This is a genomic window from Vibrio xiamenensis, assembly GCF_900100015.1.
Classification (GTDB): domain Bacteria; phylum Pseudomonadota; class Gammaproteobacteria; order Enterobacterales; family Vibrionaceae; genus Vibrio; species Vibrio xiamenensis.
In genome coordinates this window covers 1,346-26,044 of record NZ_FNDD01000036.1, presented here as the reverse complement: position 1 = coordinate 26,044, position 24,699 = coordinate 1,346, and the positions used below count along the sequence as shown (strand labels likewise).

At 43.8% G+C, this 24,699-nt stretch carries 16 protein-coding genes and 1 pseudogene; 13 read left to right on the top strand and 4 right to left on the bottom strand.

All coding sequences use genetic code 11. The annotated features are described in order from the left end of the window. Positions 1-247 precede the first annotated feature (247 nt). From BLS03_RS21905 to BLS03_RS21895, 3 genes are all read left to right on the top strand, one after another. Complete coding sequence (locus BLS03_RS21905) at positions 248-1,633, top strand: PTS transporter subunit EIIC (RefSeq protein WP_093278960.1); 1,386 nt, start codon at positions 248-250, stop codon at positions 1,631-1,633. 14 nt (positions 1,634-1,647) lie between these two features. Further along, positions 1,648-3,063, top strand: a complete 1,416-nt coding sequence (locus BLS03_RS21900; protein ID WP_093278958.1) for a 6-phospho-beta-glucosidase — start codon at positions 1,648-1,650, stop codon at positions 3,061-3,063. Between the two features lie 203 nt (positions 3,064-3,266). Further along, on the top strand, positions 3,267-4,571 hold the full coding sequence (locus BLS03_RS21895) for a carbohydrate porin (protein WP_093278956.1): 1,305 nt from the start codon (positions 3,267-3,269) through the stop codon (positions 4,569-4,571). Positions 4,572-4,806: 235 nt separating this feature from the next. On the opposite strand, the gene BLS03_RS21890 is transcribed toward BLS03_RS21895, so the two are convergent. Together BLS03_RS21890 and BLS03_RS21885 are read right to left on the bottom strand one after the other, a co-directional pair. Then, positions 4,807-6,396 (bottom strand): methyl-accepting chemotaxis protein, encoded by a 1,590-nt coding sequence (locus tag BLS03_RS21890; protein ID WP_093278954.1) that lies wholly within the window; start codon positions 6,394-6,396, stop codon positions 4,807-4,809. A 252-nt stretch (positions 6,397-6,648) separates the two neighbouring features. Further along, a complete protein-coding gene (locus BLS03_RS21885; RefSeq protein ID WP_093278952.1) occupies positions 6,649-7,518 on the bottom strand; it encodes a LysR substrate-binding domain-containing protein in 870 nt (289 codons plus the stop codon). A 108-nt stretch (positions 7,519-7,626) separates the two neighbouring features. Here BLS03_RS21885 and BLS03_RS21880 point away from each other — a divergent pair, with 108 nt between their 5' ends. After that, positions 7,627-8,115 (top strand): DUF4865 family protein, encoded by a 489-nt coding sequence (locus BLS03_RS21880; protein ID WP_093278950.1) that lies wholly within the window; start codon positions 7,627-7,629, stop codon positions 8,113-8,115. Between the two features lie 213 nt (positions 8,116-8,328). On the opposite strand, the gene BLS03_RS25730 is transcribed toward BLS03_RS21880, so the two are convergent. Further along, entirely contained in the window at positions 8,329-8,496 is a 168-nt protein-coding gene (locus BLS03_RS25730; RefSeq protein ID WP_176765667.1) for a hypothetical protein, read from the bottom strand. Between the two features lie 8 nt (positions 8,497-8,504). Continuing rightward, on the bottom strand, positions 8,505-9,407 hold the full coding sequence (locus tag BLS03_RS21875; RefSeq protein WP_245696769.1) for a LysR family transcriptional regulator: 903 nt from the start codon (positions 9,405-9,407) through the stop codon (positions 8,505-8,507). Between the two features lie 84 nt (positions 9,408-9,491). On the opposite strand from BLS03_RS21875, the gene BLS03_RS21870 reads away from it, so the two are divergent. The 9 genes and pseudogenes from BLS03_RS21870 to BLS03_RS25725 form a co-directional block, all read left to right on the top strand. Next, positions 9,492-10,421, top strand: coding sequence for a DMT family transporter (locus tag BLS03_RS21870; RefSeq protein ID WP_093278948.1), 930 nt, complete (start codon positions 9,492-9,494; stop codon positions 10,419-10,421). Between the two features lie 300 nt (positions 10,422-10,721). After that, a complete protein-coding gene (locus tag BLS03_RS21865; protein WP_093278946.1) occupies positions 10,722-11,018 on the top strand; it encodes a hypothetical protein in 297 nt (98 codons plus the stop codon). Continuing rightward, positions 11,002-13,671, top strand: a complete 2,670-nt coding sequence (locus BLS03_RS21860; protein ID WP_218122033.1) for a beta-glucosidase — start codon at positions 11,002-11,004, stop codon at positions 13,669-13,671. The genes BLS03_RS21865 and BLS03_RS21860 overlap by 17 nt, the downstream gene beginning before the upstream one ends. Before the next feature lie 361 nt (positions 13,672-14,032). After that, positions 14,033-14,320 carry a hypothetical protein gene (locus tag BLS03_RS21855; RefSeq protein ID WP_093278944.1) on the top strand — a complete coding sequence of 96 codons (288 nt, stop codon included), beginning with the start codon at positions 14,033-14,035 and terminating at the stop codon, positions 14,318-14,320. After that, entirely contained in the window at positions 14,320-17,010 is a 2,691-nt protein-coding gene (locus tag BLS03_RS21850; protein ID WP_093278942.1) for a beta-glucosidase, read from the top strand. Before BLS03_RS21855 ends, BLS03_RS21850 begins: the two co-directional genes overlap by 1 nt. Positions 17,011-17,231: 221 nt before the next feature. Beyond that, positions 17,232-19,238 carry a peptidase U32 family protein gene (locus BLS03_RS21845; protein WP_425445126.1) on the top strand — a complete coding sequence of 669 codons (2,007 nt, stop codon included), beginning with the start codon at positions 17,232-17,234 and terminating at the stop codon, positions 19,236-19,238. A 276-nt stretch (positions 19,239-19,514) separates the two neighbouring features. Beyond that, positions 19,515-21,587, top strand: a pseudogene (tssI, locus tag BLS03_RS26090) (type VI secretion system tip protein TssI/VgrG); the annotation flags it as partial. A 576-nt stretch (positions 21,588-22,163) separates the two neighbouring features. Beyond that, complete coding sequence (locus BLS03_RS26085) at positions 22,164-24,356, top strand: HET-C-related protein (RefSeq protein ID WP_342720711.1); 2,193 nt, start codon at positions 22,164-22,166, stop codon at positions 24,354-24,356. Positions 24,357-24,370: 14 nt separating this feature from the next. Further along, positions 24,371-24,699, top strand: a 329-nt coding sequence (locus tag BLS03_RS25725) for a hypothetical protein (protein ID WP_176765666.1), incomplete at its 3' end; no start/stop codon positions are given.

Below are 24,699 nucleotides of genomic sequence, written 5' to 3'. Positions count from 1 at the left end.
GCTAACACCGTGCCGTATTCTGATCGGTTCGAAGATTTAGAAACAAATTCCACATACATGTAGAAACTAACTTTAAATAAAAATCAATCATTTATTGGGTTTTCTTGTGACCAAATTCGAAAGGGTATTTGTCATTTTGGGTCAAGGAATGAGGTTTACTCAGTCAAGTTTTTAATGTTGGTTGCGAGTATTTTACGGGTAACAGGAATTTGCTTAGGTCTTAGTTTAGTTATTAAAAGGAAGTAATATGGACAATAAACAAATTGCCAGTGAGATCTTACCTCTGATTGGGGGGAACGATAATATCGGTCACTTAACTCACTGCATCACCAGGCTCAGAATCACACCGAACTCTTTAGAGTCCATCGACAAATCATCACTTTCTGAGATTCCAGGTGTACTGGGGATCAATGAGAATAGTGGTCAGCTGCAAATTATACTGGGAAATCGAGTTTCTGATGTATTTGATGAGCTAAAAGCACTTGTGTATGGAGCAGGTTCATCTATCGGTGACGAAAACGAAAAAAGTCCCGTCGAGGCTGAGAAGAAAGGAATCTTTGCGACAATACTCGATGCGATTGCTGGTATTTTTTCGCCCGTTATCCCCGCCATTGTCGGTGCCGGTTTATTAAAAGGCATTATCGTCATGCTAACCTCATCTGGGTTAGTTCACTCTGATAGCGAAACCATAAAAGTTCTTACTGTTATTGGTGACGCCGCATTCTATTTTCTGCCGGTGATTCTTGGTGTGAGTTCTGCACTGAAATTTAAATGTAACGCATATATTGGCGCAGCTCTTGGGGGAATACTTATTCACCCTCAACTGCAAGCATTAATGCAAAGTAGCGGCGACTATATGTACTTATTCGGTATCCCTCTTAAATCTACCCTTTATATGAGCTCAGTGTTACCGATCATTCTTACCGTTTGGTTTATGTCATACGTAGAGAAATTTTTGGCAACATTCATACCCAGTTCTTTAAAAGGTGTTTTTCAGCCAGTACTCACCCTGATCATTGTCGCTCCGGTGATGCTAGCGGTATTAGGCCCTGTTGGTTCTGTCATTGGTAACGTGGTTGCCTCTACATTTATTCATATCTATGGCATAGCAGGCATATTGGCTGGGGCAATATTGGGTGGTCTTTACGCACCTATCGTCGTGACCGGAATGCATTATGGATTCCTGCCGGTAATGTTTGAGTCTATTTCTCAAACCGGATTTGACTACATCATGGCTATTGGTGTTGCGGCTAACTCTGCTCAGGCTGGCGCGACTTTTATGGTCTTCTTGATGACTAAAAATAAAGCATTTAAGTCTATCGCAGGTGGCGCGGGTATCAACGCGATCATCGGTATTACTGAACCTGCCATTTTTGGTGTAACGCTTAGACTGAAAAAACCGCTTATTGCTGCTTGTATTGGTGGTGCTCTGGGTGGTGCGGTGATGGGCTTATTCCAAATCGGTGCGACCGGCATCGGTACTGGGCCACTGGCCGGTCTGGCATTCTTCTTCGGCCCTAAATTTGTTTATTTCATTGTTGGTTGTTTGGTGTCCTTTGTTAGTGCTGCGGTACTCACCAGAATCATTGGCTTTGAAGATGTAAAAAGTTCAGTTGTAGAAACAAGTAAATAAAAGACGAGATATATATGAACAAAGAACGATCATTTCCAGAGGGCTTCTTATGGGGTGGCGCTTTAGCTGCTAACCAATGTGAAGGTGCTTATAATATCGATGGTAAAGGCCTGTCTGTCGCCGATGTTTTGCCAAACGGTATAACCGGCAAAATTATGTCTTCGGATGAAGGTCATTACCCATTTCATGATGCGATAGATTTCTATCATCGTTATAAGGATGATATTGCGCTGTTTGCTGAGATGGGTTTTAAGTGCCTGCGACTTTCTATCGCTTGGACTCGTATATATCCAAATGGAGATGATACCCAAGCCAATGAAATTGGATTAAAGCATTATGAAGATGTATTTAACGAACTGCTTAAGCACAATATTCAACCTATGGTGACCATTTGTCACTACGATATGCCATTAGCTTTGGTGAAAAAATATGGTGGCTGGCGTGACAGAAAACTGATTGATCTTTACGTTCGCTATTCAAAAACTTTGTTTGAACGTTATAAAGATCAGGTGAAACTATGGTTGACGTTTAATGAAATCAACATTATCTCTCACTTCCCATTTACTGGTGGTGGTTTGTTGTTAGATGAGTCGGATGAAAATCGAGAACAAATTATTTATCAGTCGGCACACCATCAATTTGTGGCCAGTGCTTTGGCGGTGGGGGAATGCCATAAAATAATACCGGATGCCAAAATCGGTTGTATGTTAGCCTTTATTCCGTTTTATCCATATAGCTGTGACCCAGATGATGTTCTCGCCGCTTATGAGCAGCAACAAGAGCAATTGTTGTTTAGTGATATTCAAGCACTCGGTGAATATTCTAATTTTGCTCAAAGTTACTTCGCGAAAAAAGGCATCAATATCGAGTTCTCGGCAGGAGATGATGCCGCGCTTAAAGATAACAAGGTCGATTTTGTGAGTTTTAGTTACTACATGAGCTGTGCGTACAGTGCCAACCCTGAAGGTAAAGAAACTACGGATGGTAACATTCTAGGTGGTGTTAAAAACCCATACTTAGAGACTTCTGACTTTGGCTGGCAACTCGATCCAAAAGGTCTGAGATATACGCTGAATATGCTTTATGACCGATATAAAAAACCGTTATTTATTGTAGAGAACGGTCTTGGCGCAATCGATACGCTCAATGAGAATCATCAGATTCATGATGACTATCGAATCTCTTACTTAAAAGATCATCTTATTGAGAGCAAAAAAGCGATTGATGATGGTGTTGAGCTGCTTGGCTACACCAGTTGGGGACCCATTGACATCGTAAGCTCTTCTACTGGGCAGCTTAAAAAGCGTTATGGTTTTATTTATGTTGATATCAATGATGAACGTGTTGGTACGTTAAATCGATATAAGAAGAAAAGCTTTTATTGGTATAAGGAATTAATTAGTACCAATGGTCTGTCTCTTTATAAATAAGTTTTTATTAAAGATATAATAAATTACCCCCAGCGCCTGTTTAAAATAGGCGTATGGGTTAATATTGAAAATTAAATTATACCAGATTTTAGTTTTAATTTATTTAAATTAAGTTGTTATTGAGTGCCTCGCTAACATTACTATCACCAATTTTTAAAATTGGTGTACGGATTAGTATTGTCTAAACATTATAAGGAAATTAAATGTTATTAAAGAAAAAGCAGTTATTTAAGTATATATCTTTAGCTCTAGTTTTATGTTCAGGTAGTGTCTATGCTTTAGAATTTCATGGCTACGCTCGTGGTGGCGTATTTACTTCAACCAATGGTGAAATGAAAAGCTATCGTTTAAATAACTTAGGACGGTTTGGCAATGAAGTAGACGGTTACTACGACATGGCATTTCAAGATCAGATTTTTAGTGATGATTCTGGACGTCGATTTGACATTCGTGTTGATGCTGAAGGGAATATGGATTTACGCAATAACTGGGAATCTGTCGGTGATGATACTTCCTCTGATGATGATTCTCTATCCTCAACCAATAACCCTTTGGCCGTCACACAGTTTTTTGTTGAAGGGTATGGATACATCCCTTCACTACCTGATGCATCAATTTGGGTGGGTAAGAGAAGTTACAAATCTCGAGAACTGCAAATGTTTGACTACAAATTAATCGGAGTTTTTGGTCCTGGTGCGGGTATAGATCATATTAAAGTCGGGCCGGGTAATCTTTCTTTAGCTTGGATACGAAACGACTCTACCGCCGATGTTAAAGTGTCTGACGCAGATGCTAGCAACACGCTTAACAATAACAATATATTGGACTTTAGATATGCTGATATACCTTTATTTAATGACGTGAAAGGTGAAGTTTTAGTTAACTATAGTTTAATCAACGACACGGAAGCTCAAAAATATAATGAGGCCAACGGTACTAATTATAAGGCAGAAAATTCATTACAAAGCTCTTTTATTATGACCGTACCTTTAGATAAAGGATTCAATGAAACTGTTATCCAGTATGGAGATGGAGGGCAGGCGTCTAACATGGTTAACCATGGCTATTATCTTCAAGCAAACTCTGATTTTGCAGATGCCAAGGGTTACCGAATTGTTAACTATGGTGAAGAGTACCTAACAGACAATATTATTGCCAACCACGCAATTGCGTATGCTTATGCTGATGAATTAGGTGACGGTTTGGGTTACGAAAAGGCTCAAGAGTTGTCGGTTGCTTTTCGTCCAGAATACATTTGGAATCATTACAGCAAATCTGCTGTTGAACTTTCATGGTTTGGTCGTGAAGAAACATCGGGTTCGACGACAGATGAATACTCTGGTTATAAAGTCACCGTCGCTCAGGTGATTTCTGTAGGTGAAAGCCAATTTGTTAGACCTGAAATTCGAATCTATTCTACGTATCTAAAAGCGAATGATGAAACACCATTTGCTGACGATAAAGACAGTCAGTTGAGTTTTGGTGTCCAGATGGAAGCTTGGTGGTAAATCCATAAATGCAAAGTCTTAGGTGCTGCTACCGCTCTCGCTCGTCATTGGCTGTAGAACGAATGCGTAGTAAGCGAGGGCAGATATTGATCGGGCGATGCCCCCAATTATCCGGTCATTATTGAATCGCGTCTAAGAACAGAAACTTGTCTAGAGAGGCTAAATCGCTCCTGAAATGGCCTCTCTCGTCATAAATGTTGCCTAGCTGAAAATGCCCTTGTGGGTCTTATGGCGCCTAAACCCCAAAGCGTTTAATTTGTTCTTTCAATGCAGAGAGTTGTGACAGCAACTCGTCTTTGACATTGACACTGGACTCCGTCAACTCAGCATTAGTGCGGGCGTTGTCCGATACGGTCGAAATACGTTGTTGAAGCAGATCCGCAACCGAGCTTTGTTCATTGGTATTGACGGTTATTTGTTGATTTTGGCTTATGAAGTCTTCAATCGCTGCGATTATTTCATCAAATATAACGATGGCACTTTGCGCTTGGTCGGACACATTATGCGTGAGGTCTTGTGATTCGCGCATAACTTTCGCGGCATTCGCAGAACCGTTTTGAATTCGCTCGACCACCGTTTGAATTTCAATCGTTGATTGATGCGTTCGGTTTGCGAGGTTACGTACTTCATCGGCAACGACGGCAAACCCGCGGCCTGATTCGCCGGCGCGAGCGGCTTCAATGGCGGCATTGAGTGCCAGCAAATTGGTTTGTTCGGCAATGCTTCGAATCACCTCAAGTACGGTTCCGATATTTTGCCCATCTTGCTCAAGAGTGCTGATAACGTCAGAAGCTTGGGTCATTGCCGTCACGACATTATCTAAAGAGGTCATTGTGCTATTTAATGTCTGTTGCCCGGTCAGTGATTTCTCTTGAACTTGCTGGGCACGAGATTGAGTTTGGGTAGACGAAGACGCCACTTCGGTCAAAGACGAGGACATCTGGTTAATCGCGGTGGAGACTTGTTCCGTCTCATGGCTTTGTTGTCGCGCCGTGTCATCGATATCTTGTAGATTAGCGCCAATAGTATTGGCTAGATTGGTCGTATTCTGAATGGTGTTGGTAACCTGCGAAACGACGTTGAACACAACATCAATAAAATTATTGATGTTACTGGCGAGCTGTCCCATCTCATCGCTCGTTTTCACCTCAATTCGAGAATTGAGGTTGCCTGAACCATTCGATAAATCTGCGACTTTGCTAATAATGGTTTGGATTGGGTTGAGCACACTAGATTTGATGAACATCACCACAAACAAAGCGATAAGAGCTGCAATCGCGAGCACGATACGTTCAGAGAGTTTAATGTTGGATATGGTCTGCTCTAAATTTTGGGCAGTTAGCTCAACTTTTTGATCGCCTTGCTCTTCGAGAGCGCCAATAAAGTTGTTCATACTGTCTAAATGGGCCATTAGCCGCGCTAAGTTTTTCTCTTTTTCCGCATCGGTAGCGCTTAGTAACGCGTTCTTATATTGGTTAAATTGCGCCAATTGTTGGTCGAGTTCTTGAGTTTGACTGCTTTCAATCAGCCCTGCTTCCTTAAGGCGCGAGAAGGATTCATTAACCAAGTCGCTTGATTCAGCCAGTTCCGTTTGAGCTTGTTGTTTCGTTAGACTGCTAGACGCGTAGCGCTGCAGGGTAATTACCTGACTTTGAATGCCTATTGTACCTTCCATCGCGCCATCGGCTGTGGACCATGCTGGGCCAGTGATATATTCGATGGCACCGATTAATTTCGATGAGCTCAGATAGCTAAACCAGGCATTAATCGCAATAAGTGAGGCAAGAATGGCAATACATAGATAGAGCTTGGCACTGATTTTCATAATTCATCTCTCTGCGAAAACGCTTCGCTATTTTGTACTTATAAAACTTTAGATGAGTTTCAGTGGTTTTCTAAGTTTATTGTATGAAGAAATGGTGAGCGTTCGAGCGGTTGCAGAATGGACTCTAAGTAAGGTGGGTTTTCAACGTGTACGTAAAGCAACGTGAGCATAGATAGCAAAGACAAGACAGCGAAATAAGTGCGGCGCATCATACAAGCTCGCGCGTCATCGACTTAACCAACTGCGCTATAACTACCTGTCCAAATATCGCAGTAGTTCGCCTTTGAGCTGATCGTAGAGCTGTTGCTGTACCGCTTCTAAGCGATGTTGTTTGCGATCAAGGCACAGTTTTAAGCTTCCAAGCTCAGGCAAGCTGTCTATTTTACGAATCGTTTGTGGATGGCCGAATGAGGAGCGAACCGTGATGCCCAAACCTGCCTCTACCGCGCGCCATAGGTTACTTAAGCTGCGACCGACGAAGTTGATTTTCCAAGCGATGCCATGATGATCGAGTGCTTGAGTGGCTTGTTGGCGGATGACACACGAGCCATCTAGCATAACCAGCGGAAGTGGTTGCGACGATTCTAGCATTGGCTTTAACTGCTCATTGGCGGGACCGTACCAATGCAAAGGCAGTTCGGTTAGCAACTCGCTATAAGGCAGCGCTTGTTCTCCTTGCCAGCCAAGCGAAAAATCTACCGCGCCGGATTGAATGCCATCAACCAGTTCTTGGTGGCGACCGACCACAGATTGCAGTTGCAGCTGGGGATGAGTGCGTGAAAATGTCCCTAATACTTGCGGTAGCAGAATATCGCTGAAATCTTCCTGTAAGCCAAAAACCACTCGGCCTTCAAGCTGAGTGCCCATCAAGCGATGCATCGCTTCGTCGTTAAGTTCCAGCATTCGCCGCGCATAGGCTAATACCATTTCTCCTGCCTCGGTGGGTTCGAGGTGACGGCCTTTTTTGAGCACCAATGATGTATCGCACTGCTGCTCAAGCTTTTTCAACTGGGCGCTTGCCGCAGAAGGAGAGCGATTTAGCCGTTCAGCAGCCAGCGCAAAACTGCCTAGTTCAATTCCCAGTACAAAGCAGCGTAGGGCATCGAGATCCAAAGTTCGCATTGTTAATTGTCCCGAAAATCAAAATTATTACTTCAGATAGTTTTGATTTTTTATATGAAAAAATCAACTTACCATGGTTTCCACAGTTAAGTCATCGAAGGGAAAATTATGATCGCAATGCAATACAAAATCGTGCTGCCAGCGGATTATCCAATGGTGAGTATTGAGAATCGAATCGAAACCAAAGGTCATTTGTTGGACGACTACCCCGGATTAGTATTCAAGGCTTATTTGTATTCGCGTAAAGATGCTGAGCACTATCGCAATCCGGTCAACAGTTATGCGCCGTTTTACGTTTGGCAAGACCATCGTTCAATGATGGCGTTTCTCGCCAGTGACGGCTTTAAAGGATTGTGCGAGCAGTTTGGTCGGCCGCAAGTGAATACTTGGTTTGTCGAAGGGGAGGTGCGAATGCCTAGCGTTGAAGATACGCTTGCCAGTGTGAGTCATCAGGTCGGCGACAACAGCGATGTGCGAGGTGTTGAGGTGACCAACTGGCAACCACTGAATGTGGAATGGCTTCGCGAGGCCAAGCCTAGCGTCAATTCGGCGCTCTACCGCATTGGTTATATTGCGAAAGGAAAAGTGGCTTTATAAGGGCAAACTAAATATTCCCGTATAAGCTCAATTAGCAATTGTATGCTTCAATAACACATGCGCCAATGCAGACGAGTGATAAACTCTGTGTATGGCGCTTCGTTTCATCCCTCATCATGAGGCTCAAATCTACTTAGATTTTGGCAAATACCAGCTATCAACTAGGCTCATAACCCCTTATTTAAACTGATTAATTATAAATTGAAACTCGATTTATAATGTGTTTGCTTTAAACGCTTGGTTCACCGAACTGCGCAAGGTGGATGGAAAAATACCCTGCTCTAGATTGGTGTCGATTTTAACTCCTAAGTCGTCATAGGACAGTAGGATTTGTTCTCGTTTTCCGAGTGCATTGACCAGTTGGTGCTGATTGATGACCAAGATGTCTGCTATTGGTTGGCAAAATGTTCCAAAACAAATTCAATAAACAGCCGTACTCGCAGCGGCAAATTATCTCTATCGCGGTAAAGCATAAACATGGTGCGCGATTTACTGCGCCAGTCAGGGAGCACGTGGATCATTTCACCACGTTCAATCATTGGCAACGCGACATAATCGGGGACATAGCCAATGCCCAGCTCAGCCTTAATGCCATGAACCAGCATCTGAATTTCATCAACTTCAAGGCGCACACCTTGCTGAGGATGGTAGTCAAATTCGTCACCGTTTTGGGTATTGATCAACTGCCACGGCACCATAGGACGGCACAGTATCGTGGCATACCCACGGAGTTGCTGTGGTGTATCAATCTCAGATATATCCATATTGGGGTGCGCGCATAATACAAAGTGAATGTTGGTCAGTGGCCGGGCTATCCAGTTCTCGACCACGGGGCTGCCGACTCGAAACACCACGTCCATGCCTTGTGCTTCGATATCAATCAGCGAGTTAGAGAAGTTTAAGTCGAGTTGAATATCAGGGTAACGGCGCAGAAAATCGTAAAACACACTGCGTAAAAACTGAGTGCCTGAGTTGATCGGCGCCGAGATTCGAATTTTGCCTTGCGGCTGATGTTTATCGTGGTGTAAGTCTTCATCGATATGGCCAAGCTCATCAAACAGCGCGGCGCTGCGTTGATAATATTGTTCACCAGTGTGGGTCAACAGCACTCGGTGGGCATCGCGATTTAGCAAGCGTAGCTGCAAGTCATTTTCCAGTTGGCGAATACGACGGCTTAAGGTCGACAGTGGCATCGAAAGCGCTTGGGCAGCGAGTTTAAAACTGCCATGGCGCGCAACGGCGCAAAAACAACGCAGATCATCCAATGAATAGCTAGGTTTCATTTTTGGCATTTACCGTCTTAATTTTGCTTGTTTATCCAATAAGTGAAATCAATACACTAGAGCTTGTGGTTTGACAAGTAATTCGGAGTGACGATGAAGTCTGATTCAATGCTAAAAGCAGTGATACTGATTATCCTGTGTACCTTTTGCTGGGGCAGTAGCTTCCCAGTGGGTAAACATGCGCTAAATGAAGTGCATGCATTAACTTTGGTGCTGTGGCGGTTTGTGCTCGCCGCCGTTTGTCTGGCGGTGTATCTCAAATTGATGAGAACGCCAAAACCGCAGCTTAACACACGCCAGTGGCTGTGGATTGTTGTAGTGAGCGTGGTCGGCGTTGGCGGGCTTAACTTAGGGCTATTTACCGGGCTTGAAGATACCAGCGCGACCAATGGTTCGCTGATTATGGCGCTTAGTCCGCTAATGACGTCATTGATTGCTTGTGTGGCTGCGCGCAAACTGCCGACTGCTGGGCAATGTTTTAGTTTGTTAGCGAGTTTAGCGGGTGTGCTACTCGTGATCACTAACGGTCATTTACAAAGCCTATTGACGATGCAAATCAATCACGGCGATAAACTGATCTTTTTTGGTATGCTGGCTTGGAGTTTTTATACCTTCTTTAGCCAAGGCATCAGTCGTTGGATGGCGGTAATTCCTTACACCTTTATTGGTATGTTAAGTGGCGCTGCTGTGATCGGTTTGATGTGTTTGGCTTCGCCGCAAGTTAAGCCTTGGCAAGAGCTAATCAACAGTAGCATGTTAGGGATAGTAGATATCATCTATATCGGTGTGTTTGGTACTGTGGCTGGGTATTTATTATGGCTCAACGGGGTGAAACGCTTGGGATCGGCAACGGCGGTGCTGTTTTTTAATTTTGTGCCGATTTTCTCGGTGCTGACGTCGTACGTGCTTGGTCAATCGGTCACACAGCTACAATTCGTTGGTATGGCTGTGGTGATCGCCGGAATGCTGATGCCTCACATTAAACTGCCTAAACGCGCTCCTCAAGTTTGTAAAGAGCTGTAGTTATCTTTATTTTTCTGCTCACCGACATGCTTAATATTCGATCAATCCTTGCTGGCGGTTTGATCGAATATATTATTTAGAGTGAATTCCCTCAATTAAAATTATTTTAAGTCGATTTTTGATAATGATTAATACTGTGTTTTCTGATTGGATTTATTTATGGGTTTAATTTTCAGTATTAACCGTCGATATAATAATTCGTCTTAAATCTAATAACCTTGTCTAAATTAAATTTATAAAACTAAGCGATGTGTAATGATAACCAGCTATTTAAAAATCATGTCATAGGAATACCTACATATGCCAATATCAAAGCTGGCGCTTATCAGCGCTGCGATGGTTTTATCTGGCTACTCGTTACAAGCTTATTGTGAAGAGAGTTCGATTTCATCTATAGAAGATATTAACGCGCTGGTCGAAGCGCGCATGGAAATGGAAAAAAAGCAGCAAGCACTGACACATACCGCTGACTTCGTGTCGGATGAGCGTGGTGAGCGAGACTCTCTGCTCGATGCTGAATTGAAAACCGATGATGCGGTAACGTATCAACCTGCGCAAAACCAACCGTCGGAGTCGAGTCATGATGGAACTCAGTAGACGTTGGCTAAGCATTGGCCTTTTGCTCGGCGCATCGATGGCTGCGAATGCGGATCAAAGTGTTGAAGATCAAGTCTCCAAAGTTTTGGACAATATGACCCAGAGCGAAAAGATTGATTATATCCACGTCAGCGATGGTCACCTTCTCCCGCCTGTAGAGCGTTTTAACTTACCTGGTACCAACTCCGTTGATTCGGCAATGGGCATTAAAGTTAAAGCCACTAGGCTGATGTATGGCACCAGTTTTCCGGCTCAGATTGCCCTTGCAGCGACTTGGAATATTGAGCGCGCAAAACAGCTTGGTCTCGCGCTTGGATTTGAAACTCGAATGTCTGGCGCTGAACACTTTTTATCACCGGGCGTGAATATGGTGCGCACGCCCATGGGCGGACGTAACGCGGAAAGCCTTTGCGGTGAAGACCCATTTTTATGTTCAGTATTAGCGCCTGCGTTTACCAACGCGGTTCAAGTTCAAGGTGTAACATCGACCGCCAAACACTGGTTGGGTAATGAACAAGAAGTGAAACGTAAAAAGCTCAACGTCAAAATTGACCATCGAACTGAACATGAAATCTATATGCTGCCGTTTGAGTCTTTGGTAAAAAATGCAGACGTTGCTTCTATCATGTGCGGCTTTAACACCATCAACAGTAATCACTCTTGTGCAAGTACTTACCTTACCAACGACATTCTCAAGGGGGAGTGGGGGTTCCACGGATTTGTGAGCTCGGATTACAACTCTATTAACAGCACCTATAAAGCGGCGATTGGTGGTACCGATCTGGATCAACCTTCAGGTTACTATTTTACTGAGGAAAAGCTGACTCCGTATCTGGAAGATGGTTCTCTGTCGCAAAGTGTGATTGATAACAAGGTGCGTCGTAACTTACGAGCGCTGTTTAAAAACGGCTTCAATCAAACGGTTTATGACGCGCAAAGTTTAAATCAAGATAAGGGCGAAGAGGCCTCGATTGATGTGGCACGTGAGAGCATCGTTCTGCTCAAAAATAATGGCGCGACTAATGGCGCAGGCGGTTTGTTGCCTTTAAGCAAAGATGCCAAAATTGCCGTTATCGGTGATATGGCACAAAACGCGCCGAGCTCACCATTTGGCACGGCCTACTCGGTTCCTCAGGCTGGCTATGTCACAGAGCTCACGGGGTTACGTCAGTTATCTAACAGTGATGCTAACGTAGATTTTATTGATAGTATGGCATTAACACCAAAAACAGCGCAGTGGTATCAAAATAGTTGTACCAATAGTAGCGATGAGTGCGATACCGGATTGGCTGCTGAGTATTATTCTAATACCAATTTGTCTGGTGAGCCGTTTTTAAGTCGCACCGAAGCCGGTATCAATTTCGATTGGGTTGAAATGATTAATGACACCGCGACAGAACCGCGCGATATTGATGATATTTCACCAAACTACGGCGAATTTTCGGCGCGCTTTACCGGCAAAATCAAACCGACAATTTCTGGTCGTCAAGTGCTAAAAGTGCGTGCCGATGGCCCGGTTAAAGTGTGGCTTGATGGTGAATTGATTTTATACAGTGATGGCGAGCCTGTTGCGACCGACTTGATGAACGCGATTCCGAAATCGGTTAAGACCAAGAAACTTGAAGCAGGAAAACTCTATACCGTCAAAGTTGAGTACAGCCGCCTACGTTTGTTTACTTCCTATTATGGTGGAATGCGCGGCTTGCAAATAAGCTGGGCCTCACTTGAGCCACCTAGCGATCTTAGTGATTACGACGCAGTGATTGCACTCGTGGGGCGTGATTATGAAACCGAAGGTGAAACCCTTGACCATGATTACACTTTACCTGATCAGCAAGGCTATATGCTCGAACAAGTCACCCAAGCAAACCCTAATACTATCGTCGTGATGCATGGTGGTAGCGCGATGTTGATGCAACCTTGGATTGATGATGCGGGGGCTGCGCTACATGCGTGGTTTAGTGGGCAATTGGGCGGTCAAGCACTGGCGGAAATCATATACGGGGATGTCAATCCATCAGCGCGATTACCTGTCACCATCGACCAGTGGCTGTCTTACAACCCAAGTTACGACAGTTATCCTCAGCCGGATATTGGCTCCAGTACCATGATGGAATACAGCGAAGGGATCAACATGGGTTATCGTGGCTATCAAGCCAGTGACAACGCACCGCTGTTCCCATTTGGCTATGGTTTGAGCTATACCGATTTTAGTTTCAGTAACTTGAAGCTTTCATCGCAGCAAGTGGCTAAGGATGACGTGATTAAAGCCACCTTTACTGTGACGAATACGGGCGGAGAAGCCGGTTATGAAGTTGCCCAGTTGTATGTTCAGCCACTCAACAGTGATGTTTCGCGTCCAGATCACGAACTGAAAGGTTTTGCAAAAGTGTATCTCGAAGCGGGTGAGAGCAAGCAAGTGACCATTCCTCTTCACGCGCGTTCTTTCGCTTATTATCAAGAGAGCAGTAACAGTTGGCGAGTACCTCAAGGAGGGGCATTTAATATTCTTGTCGGGGGAGATTCAGTGCATCTACCGCTAAGCAAGAATGTCTCGGCGAGTGAGGAAATTTTGCTGACAACAAGTGGCTCTAACCCATTGCCTCAAGCGGTGCAAAATGCGGTTCAGGTTTCCGAGCAACACGCTTATTAATGACGCTTGACACACAATAAAAATGCCAGCTTTTGAGCTGGCATTTTTTATTTCTGTGGTTGGAAATATAAAGAATAACGATTGATTATTATTTAAATGCTAAGTGAGTTATTTCTTACCCTTTGATTGATTAATATTTCATTTATATATATTTAATCTATGCTCTGGGATTAGATATAATATTTATTATTAAATGTCACATTAATAAGTTTTATTTTGTTCTTATTCATAATAAACAATTGTAAAGGCAATTTATAAAGTGTTTTACCTTTCATTATTTTATTTATACTGCGCGGCCTTATTCAACGTCATGGCTTTGATTACTTGATTAAAGCTATTAATAAAATATTGGAAATAATAAATGATGCCGAAATCAAAGTTGGCGCTTACCTGCGCCGCGATGATCCTCTCTGGCTATTCACTGCAAGCGTCTTGTGAAGACTCGTCGTCTTCATCTCTTGAAGATATTAATGCAGCGATCGAAGCACGTTTAGAGATGGAAAAAAAGCAGCAAGAGCTTACTCACACCTTGGACTTCGTTTCTGATGAGCGCGGCGAACGCGATTCACTGCTGGATGCACCGATCAAAACCGACGATGCGGTGACTTACAAACCATCAAAAAGCCAGCAATCAGGATCAAACAAATAATGACAACGCTAAATAAAACTTTGGTTGGCGTCCTGTTGGTCGCAACCTCATCTGTCGCACACGCAGAAGAAAAAGATCAGAAAGTGGAATCTCAAGTAACTAACATCATTAATGAGATGACCCAATCTGAAAAAATCGATTACATCCATGTTAGTGATGGCCACCTCCTACCGCCGGTAGACCGCTTTAATTTGCCAGGTACCAACTCAGTTGACTCGGCAATGGGCGTAAAAGTTAAAGCGACAAAACTCCTTTATGGCACAAGTTTCCCATCACAATTGTCGCTGGCTTCTACTTGGAACGTTGAGTTAGCGAAAGAGCTTGGTTTGGCTTTAGGTTATGAAACTCGCATGTCAGGTGCGGAGCATTTTCTGTCTCCAGTCGTCAACATGTATCGCACACCTTTAGGTGGCCGTAACGCAGAAACTCTATGTGGTGAAGACCCATTCTTGTGTTCTGTGTTAGCCCCTGCGATGACCAATGCAGTGCAAGTTCAAGGCGTTGCTGCAACAGTGAAGCACTGGTTAGGTAACGAGCAAGATGTTAACCGTAAGAAAGTTAATGCTGTTATTGATGAGCGCACCATGCGTGAAATCTATATGCCAGCGTTTGAATCTTTGGTGAAAAACTCAGATCCTGCATCTTTCATGTGTGGTTTTAACTACATTAATGGCGATCATGCATGTTCAAGTGACTATCTGATCAACGATGTCTTAAAAGGTGAGTGGGGCTATCCCGGTTACGTGAGTTCCGATTTTGACTCGATCACCAATACTTATGAAGCGGCTGTAGGTGGTACCGATATGGACCAACCATCAGGCAACTACTTCACAGAGAAAAAACTCATGCCATATTTGGAAGATGGCTCAATCAGCCAAAGTGTTATCGACAACAAAGTTCGTCGTAACATGCGTGCGCTATTTAAAAATGGCTTTAACGAAACCGTTTACGATGCTCAAGAGTTAGATAACCGTGACCACGGAGAACAAGCGTCTATTGATGTCGCTCGTGAAGGTATTGTGCTACTGAAAAACAAAGGTGCAAGCCAAGGCGCTGGCGGTTTATTACCGTTATCTAAAGATGCCAAAATTGCGGTTATCGGCGATATGGCGCAAAACGCGCCGGCATCACCATTTGGTACTTGTTCTACTGTGCCGCAATCTGGTTACGTAACCGAACTAAGTGGTCTGCGCGAGCTTGCCAATAGTTCGAGCAATGTCGATTTCATCGAAGCGATGTCTTTGACACCAAAAACCGCCGTTTGGAATCAAACCACTTGTACTAACCAAGATGACAGCTGCGACACCGGTGTTGAAGCTGAGTACTACTCAAACTTGGAGCTTTCTGGCGAACCTGTGCTGACTCGTGTTGAATCTGGCGTAAACTTCGATTGGGAAGCAATGACCAACGAAACGGCTGATGAAACTCGTGAGATCACTGACTTCAATCCAGAAGTGGGCGCATTTAGTGCGCGCTTTACGACTAAGATCAAGCCAACCATTGATGGTCGTCAAGTGATTAAAGTACGTGCAGATGGCCCGTTCAAGCTGTGGCTAGATGGCGATTTGATCATGAAGAGTGACGGCGTGCCACTCGCAACCGACCTTGTTGATGCGATTCCTAAATCGGCAAAAACTAAAATGCTAGAAGCAGGCAAGTTGTACAAAGTCAAACTTGAATACAGCCGTGAGCGTAAGTTTACGCCTTACCACGGTGGTATTCGTGGTCTCCAAATGAGTTGGGCGTCACTAGAAGTGCCTGCAGATCTGAGTGAATACGACGCAGTCGTTGCATTCGTTGGTCATAGCGCGGCGACAGAAGGCGAAACCGTTGACCATGATTACACACTTCCTGATCACCAAGGTTACATGCTAGAAGCGGTGACTCAAGCTAACCCTAATACGGTTGTTGTGATGCATGGTGGCAGCGCAATGCTAATGAAGCCTTGGATTGATTATGCTGGCGCAGCGCTTCATGCGTTCTACAGCGGTCAATTTGGCGGTCAAGCGCTGGCTGAAATCCTTTACGGCGATGTTAACCCATCCGCTCGCCTGCCAATGTCGATTGACCAATGGGTTTCTTACAACCCAAGTTACGAGTACTACTCAGATCCTGAAGAGTATTTGGGCGACGATGCGAAAACGACCATGGTATACGGTGAAGGCTTGAACATGGGCTATCGTGGTTACCAAACCAGTGCCAAAAAACCACTTTACCCATTTGGTTACGGCCTAAGCTACACCGAATACAGCTTTAGTGACCTGAAATTGTCTTCAACGAAAGTCCTTCGTGATGATGTTATCAAAGCGACGGTGACGGTAACCAACACAGGTAGCCAAGCGGGTTATCAAGTTGCTCAGTTGTACGTACAGCCGCTTAATAGTGATGTGGAACGTCCAGACCACGAGCTAAAAGGTTTCGCTAAAGTGTATCTAGAAGCGGGTGAGAGCAAAAAAGTGACGATTCCTCTAAATGCTCGTTCGTTCTCTTACTACAACGAAACCACCAAAACTTGGTATGTGCCTCAAAACGCTTCGTTCAACATCCTAGTTGGTGGCGACTCTGAAGACTTGCCAGTAAGCGCGACAGTATCTGCACCGCAAGAAATTTCTGTTGGTACTGATACGTCGAACCCTCTACCAAAACCAGTACAAAACGCGGTTCAAGTGTCTGAAGATCTAGCGTACTAATTTTGGACTATCACTGCGCAGTATTTTAGTTGTGCAATTAACGAAATGCCGGCCATTAAGCCGGCATTTTTTCTGTCCCAGAGTCATGTCCCCAGCAAAGCGGTTACACGCTTAAACTAAAATAACAATCCTCTGTTAAATTCCCCTTCACCTGCGCCATATCAAAAGTCTTGTGATCTAGGTCGTTATAATTTGCTGCCTAATTAAAGCAGACAGAGTTGATAAGTTTGGTGTATCAGAAACAGCAGTTTGAGCTCCTTGCCCCTGGTGGTGATTTAGAGTCGATCAAAGCCGCAATTGCGGCCGGTGCCGATGCGATTTATTGCGGTTTGGACCGCTTTAACGCGCGTAATCGCGCGGCTAATATCACTCTCGATGTGCTAGATAGTGTGGTGGAACTCGCTCATCAGCACGACTGCAAAATCTTTTTGACGCTCAATATCGTACTGCTGGAAAGCGAGCTTCGCTCAATGATTCGTCTGCTTACCGAACTTAGTGGCTCGAATATTGATGGTGTGATTGTTCAAGATTTGGGCTTGGCTTATATCATTAAGCGCTATTTCCCTAGCTTAGATATGCATGCCTCCACTCAGATGAATACCCATAATGAAGGGCAAATTGCGCTACTTAGTCAACTTGGCGCAAGCCGAGTCAATCTCTCCCGTGAGCTGAATCTCGATGAAATCACCCACCTTGCGCAAGTGGGACGTCAGCATAATGTGTTGATGGAAGTGTTTGTTCACGGCTCTTATTGCATTGGTTTTTCTGGGCTGTGCTATTTCAGTTCTGAGCGCAACGGCGCCTCTGGTAACCGCGGGCGTTGCAGCCAGCCGTGTCGCGACCAATATCAAACCACGGCGGCAGGAAAGAATTTCCCGCTTAATTTAAAAGACAACAGCGCGTTTGGCGATCTCGCTAAGTTGGCGGAATCGGGTGTTTATTCACTGAAAATCGAAGGACGAATTAAAAAGCCTCATTACGTGTTTACCGCCGTAGAAAATTGGCGCAAACAAATCGATCATTTCTGCGCTAGTAATACGTTGCTCGATGACATGAGCGAACTTTACACTGTGTTTAATCGCGATTTTTCCAATGGTTATCTGCTCGGCAATATTCACAGCGCGATGTACATTGATAACCCGCGCAATCATGCAGCCACGCACTTTTCACGTCTAGAAGAGTGTCAGACTGAGCAACAACTGCAGGCGGTGAAGCGCGAGCTGTTTGATAAAACCACCACCATTATGCAGCGCGTCGAAGCGGTAACTGAGGCTATGCAAATTACCTCTCGCAGTCAGCGCAGTTTAAAGGGCAAAGATCTGCATATTGATATTGAATTGCCGAAATCTCAGCTAAGCGAAGCGGCTTTGCCTGCGCCTAAATTGTCGGTGCTTATCGACTCACCGCGAGATCTTGATTTACTCAACCAGCATCCTGATGTGCAGTTTATTTATCATCTGCCCGATGGCTTAAACGGTGAATTAAGCGGCTTAGTGGCAATGTTCGAGCATTATCCAAATTTGGGCGCATATTTCCCCGGGGTATTGATAGGTGAAAATTATCGCGGGGCAGAGCAATTACTAGCTCAAGTGCGCCCTAAACTGGTGGTTACCGATAACTTAGGAGTGGCACATCTTGCCCAAAGCTTGAAGCTGAATTGGGTGGCAGGGCCGCAGTTAAATATAACCAATTCACTGGCGTTAACCTGTATTGACCAGGAGCTAAGTGGCGCGGGTGCATTTGTGTCGAACGAGCTCAGCCGTGAACAGCTCAAACGCATCGTCAAGCCGCAAAATTTTCGCTTGTTCTACAGCATTTATCATCCGATTACTTTGATGACCAGTCGCCAGTGCTTGCTAATGCAAAGTGTCGGCTGTAAAAAACAGGCGATGAACAAAGGCTGCCTTAAGCGCTGCGAAAAATCGGCATCAATCATCAATTTAAGTGGCAGAGCCTATGTTATCGACAAACAAAAAGGCAGTTACAATCGCCTGTATAGCGACGTTAACTACCTTAATGTACAAGTCCTTAACGACCTTCCTAACCTGTTTACCGACGTGATGGTGGACATGCGTAATATAGCAACCCAAACCCAAGTCAATGTTGATAAGAGTATGTTAATTCGCCATTTTTATGCAGCGATTCAAACTCGTGACCAAAGCGGATTTGAGTCAATCGAATCGGCTATCAAAGCAACAACTCACAACCAATATCGTAAAGGCGTCTAGATTTGTTGTTTTGCTGTGACCTACAACTCAAGATGTGAAAAAAGTTTCGCTAATCGCATTGCATACAACATGGACTCATTAATCGAATTTTCGATTAATGAGCGCATTTGACTAGTGGTTGAGATAAATCGACCAAATTTTTCGATATTTTCGCTTTCTAAATGCAAGGTGAGCCCGGTTTAATAGCTCGCTAAACTCGTCGTTAACACTAAACAACGGGGATTAAGTTGCATAACTGAATCGCTAGTTTATTTAATTCATGGTGAGTTGGTCAGTATGGCAAAAAATATCGAGTTCACGTTCGAGTTGGCGCAAAGTTCATATCAATTTAAAGTTGAAAGCTTTCAAGTTACAGAGTCGGTGTCATTTCCGTTTCAAGTATCAATAACGTTATTATGTGAAAAGGGTGATATCGCTTTTAATGACTTAAGCCGACAGGAAGGTTTGCTAAGTATCTACGGACAGGGAATGGATGCGTCACGCAATTTCCATGGCGTCGTTAACCAATGCCGATATCTTGGGCAAGGACGAACCTACACGCGTTATCAATTGACATTAGTGCCTTCCATTTGGTTTTTAACTCAGCGCCAAGATAGTCGAATTTTTCAGGCAACCAATGCTCCAGATATTATTAAAGCCGTATTTGATGATGCACAGATCATTAATTATCGATTTGATCTATCTGGCGAATACGCAAACTTAGAGTACTGCCTACAATATCGAGAAACCGACAGCCATTTTGTTCAACGCCTAATGGCAGAGCATGGTATGTGGTATTACTTTGAACACTCTGCCGACCAACACATCTTGGTGGTGGTGGATAATAATGATGCTATTCCTGAACTGGTTTCGTCACTGAATAATGCAACTCAACTCGGCCCAATCCCTTTTGATGCAGATAATAGCGCAGCGGTGCAATTTGAGCATATTTCCAATTTAGAGCTGATTAACAGAGTGAACAGCGGTGCAGTAGTTGTGGATGATTATGATTATCTCGCGCCTAAAACACCGCAAAAATCCTTTACGAGTAGTGATAGGCACAGCGATCTGCAGCGTTATGATTACCCTGGAAGATTCGCTGGTAATCTTTCCCAGGTGAAAGTGAATCAGTCCCTCGCCAGTTTCCTTGTCGAAAATCAACAGATAGAAGCTAGCAGTGATGTAATGCGCCTGATTCCAGGCCATAGCTTTGAAATTAGCGGACATCCTCGTCTTGCCATCAATGGCGATTATACCTTGTTGAGTGTAACGCACGTTGGGCAAAATCCTCAGGTTTTGGCTGAGGAATCTTCCGGTCATCCTACTACCTATCATAACCAGTTTGTGTGTATTGCTCGCGATATTGAGTATCAAGCGCCCAAATTACCAGCGCCTATGGTGGATGGTCCGCAAACGGCGTTTGTAGTCGGTCCTGCGGGAGAGGAGATTTTTACTGACGCACTGGGGCGCGTGAAGGTCCAATTTCACTGGGATCGATACGGGAAATGTGATGAACATACCAGCTGTTGGGTTCGCGTAAGTCAATCGATGGCAGCAGCGACGTGGGGTGCGGTTTATCTTCCACGTATTGGTCATGAAGTGATTGTGACGTTTTTGAAAGGAGACCCAGATAAGCCCTTGATCACTGGTGCGGTATATAACGGTTTAAATTATCCGCCGTATGCGTTACCCGAACATAAAACGCGTACTGTATTTCGCACCCAGAGTCACAAAGCTGACGGTTATCATGAATTGTATTTCGAAGATGAGGCGGATCAAGAGATGTTCGCGCTTCGATCTCAAAAAGATATGCGAACTGAAGTTGTAAACAATCGCTATCGAGATATTGGTAATGATGAGTTTTCGAAAGTAGCGGGTAATCAAGAAAACGACATTCAGGGTGATCGTAAAGAACAGATTGATGGACATAAAACGTCAGTCACCCGCCAAACGTTCAGTGAAGATGTCGCTAGAGATGTCGAAGTAACGTATAACGAAAATTGGTCGAAAAAAATCGCACTTCAACAAAGCCGTTCGGTATTTAATCATCAAAAAACACTGATTGGTAAAGATGAAGAATTGATCATTGGTGAAGCGCAAAATACTCATGTCAATCGCTCGAGAAGTGTTGATATCGGTGCTGATGATGTGATGCAAGTGGGACAAAATCTGTTGGTTCAGGTTAGCAAAAACGCTTCAGTTAAATCAGATGGTTCAACAACGATCATTAGCGCAGAACAAATTTCGGCTCAAGTCGGTAAGGCAGGTATTATTTTACAACAAGATGGAAATATATTGTTGTATGGAGCTGATATTACTATTGAAGGTGTCGACAGCACTAAAGCGAAAGGCGGTAATGTCAAACTGAATCCGGGCGCCGCATCGTCTAGAGAGGCTGAAAAACCAGTGACTCAAGTGGAATTAGCCGAGTTTGCTCAGCAAACCCATAAGTTGAGTTCCAGTTATGCCTTAGAACATTTACAAGGTTTGACTAACGTCTTCTCAAAGCATCGTTTCTGTATATGGCTGGCGAGCGTTTTTGGCTACGGCATTCCACCTAAAGCCTATGTTGATCTATATGATGGTCTCGAAAAACAAACGGTCACCAATCCTCTAATTGAAGTTATTGCGGGGAATGTGGCTTATTACGATAATAAGCAGCAAACCATTTTTATTGGAGTGAAACTGATTAAGTCTGCACTTGAGGCCAAAGGTAACCGTAAAAAGGCTGAATTGCTGGCAATCATAGTGCATGAATTTGGTCATCATATTGATAACTTATTGCGTAATGTTTATAGCCAAGTCGGAGGTGATGCCGAGTTAGACGAAGGCGCTGCATTTGCGGTGATTTTGGGTAATTTAGATATCCGAAATTCTGCGACTACAGAAGTTGCTACTTACAGTGGTGACCTAGGTTCTCAAGTGATCTGCCTTGAGTACCCAGAGATGCATGCTGAATTGCAAAAACAGCGTAATTATATCGACAATGACGAAAAGAGTCATAATGGTGATCGAGAGTACTTTTCAGCAGGTGGGGACCTTGACAGTGTTAAGTTAGGAAAATATGGCCACAGGTCGATTGAATTTGCTTTGCAGGAATACTTTGATAAGAATGCATTAGACCATATTTACTATGGAAACTGGCTTCGCGATTACTCTCAGGTAGTTGACCCTAAAATTCTGGAATTTAATCTCGATTTATTGCTCGATAAAGCTGATGACGCGAGTAAACAAGTGACCGAGTTAAAGGATGATTTACCTGAGTATCTCAACCAACTAGCGTCTCAAACCAAAGAGCTTCAAAACAATACAGTAATCGGGCTCAAGCACGCTCAGGCGTTTAGTGTCCAGCTTAGTCGCGGTTTAGATGGTGAAAGCGACGTTGCGGCAATGCGCCTTTCTGATTACCTAGAGGATTTAAAGCAGCAGCAACAGCAGTTAGCAGCGCAAAAAAGCACCTTAGAGCTGCAATTACATACTAAAGCCATTTCTAAAAGTGACAAGCAAAGCCTTAACGATAGCCTGAGTGATATAGAATCAAGCTTACGTAGTAACATTCAATATCAAAGCGCTATCGAAAAAATGCTGGGGTACCTTAACGGCTTTAAACAAGCTCAGCAAAAAGGCGGAGCGTGGAGTCAAGCTAAGCTTGAAACGACCGAGGACATAGTCACACAAGCGGACTTGGACGAATTTTTTACTCAGCAAGAACAATACCTCCCCGCAGCAAAAGAAAACTTATCTAAGTTACAAACCGAGGTGGACACATTAGTCACCAAAGCGAAAGAGTTTGCTGATAAGCCAGCAGCGAAGACGAGTGGCTTGATTAGTGGCGGCAATCGAATTGGCAGTCAAGCTATCTCTCGCGAAGCATTAACACAAGTTGTTGAAATCTTAGCTCGAAAGGAATTTCCTCAACTGTTTGCCGAGCAAGATAATTCACCTTATCGACTCACTCCGGAAAAGCTCGGTGTTTATCGCCCTGAAGAGCATTTAGATAATCCTCGAGGTATTACCGCGCCTGTTAATCCAGAACTTGCCAAAGTATTCCGCGCTGACTTTGAGGCGCAAGAGGGCGAAATAGATCCTCAAAAATGGTATAAGAATTACTTTGATCAATCTATTGCGTATGCCAAAACGCAATTTCAGTTGGCTGCAGATAATGGTAGAACTCCCCAAGGGTTTATTCACTTTGGTCAAGCCCTCCATGTTATGGAGGATATTTATTCGCACTCAAACTTTGTTGAGCTTTGCATTAATCGCTTAAGTCGTGAAGGTAAGTCCATTTTACCAAGGCCTATAGAAGATTGGGTAGATCCGGTACAAATTCCCGGCCAAACTCAAGCAGTCCTTCCTTTGGTTACAGGACTGTTTGGTGCAGTCGACACATTAGTAAGCTTATTATCTGTAATTGAAAAAAATAGTGATCACCCAACTGGCGTGGAAAAAGAAAGCCTTGAAACCAGTTTGAGTATTATTTTGGTCTTGTTTAATGACTACCAGCCTCAAGCGGTGAAAGAATTATTTGATCAGCTCGGATTAGACTACTCGACAGAAGATGATCGTATTTCGGCTACTCAAGCCATGAACGCGGCGAAACGGATCGATCAAGCTAGTTGGTGGTTACGCCTGACAGTAAATAGTATCTCTAATACGGTCTTCTTTTTTGTGCATCAATTAAAAGCTTTGCTTGCTCGTCAGTTAATGGAAGCGATCACTTACAGTCAGGATGATACTTCGCCGACCGATCCGACTCATTCTCAGATAGCAAAAGACCCAGATGATCATCCTCTGCATGAACTTGCTGCATTGTGCGCTTCGGATATGGTTGCTGTATTTGGGCAAACTATTGCTGATATTTGGGCAGGCAAACAGGCATCTTCGACACTAATAGCTTTGGTAGATGACTTTTTCGTCCATCCAGATTTGATTAGCGAGCAAAGTCCACCTCATGTGCTGGTTATTTATCAGCGTATTGAGAAATGGGTGAAAGATATGCACAATTTCACTAAATTAAATATGGCGCTACATTACGAAGGGCACCTAGAACATGAGCTCGCTAAGTTAAAAATAATGGCGGAGAATAATCCTACAATTATGCAATTTTTTAAAGAACTCGAGGTATTAGAAACTAAATGAATATACGTAGGATATTGAAACTAATTTCAGTCTTTATTTTGGTTGTTTTTTTATCGGGCTGCTTTTCTGATGCCGATGACTTTGCATCAAAATCGTCAAATGTAGTCGAGAAAATCAAAAGTGCCGATGTTTCACAGCTGGTAAGCGATACATTTGATCTGGATAATAAGGCGAATACTAGCTCTCTTCCTGTACGTTTAGTGGTGACCAAAGATAACATTACCTTTGATGGTAAAACGCTAAGTTTTGATAAGCCATTTAAAGATTGGGTCGCAGTGCTTGGTGACGATTATATGCAGGGAGAATTAAACTCTTTAGATGCATTTTCAGCTCAGCGTTTTAT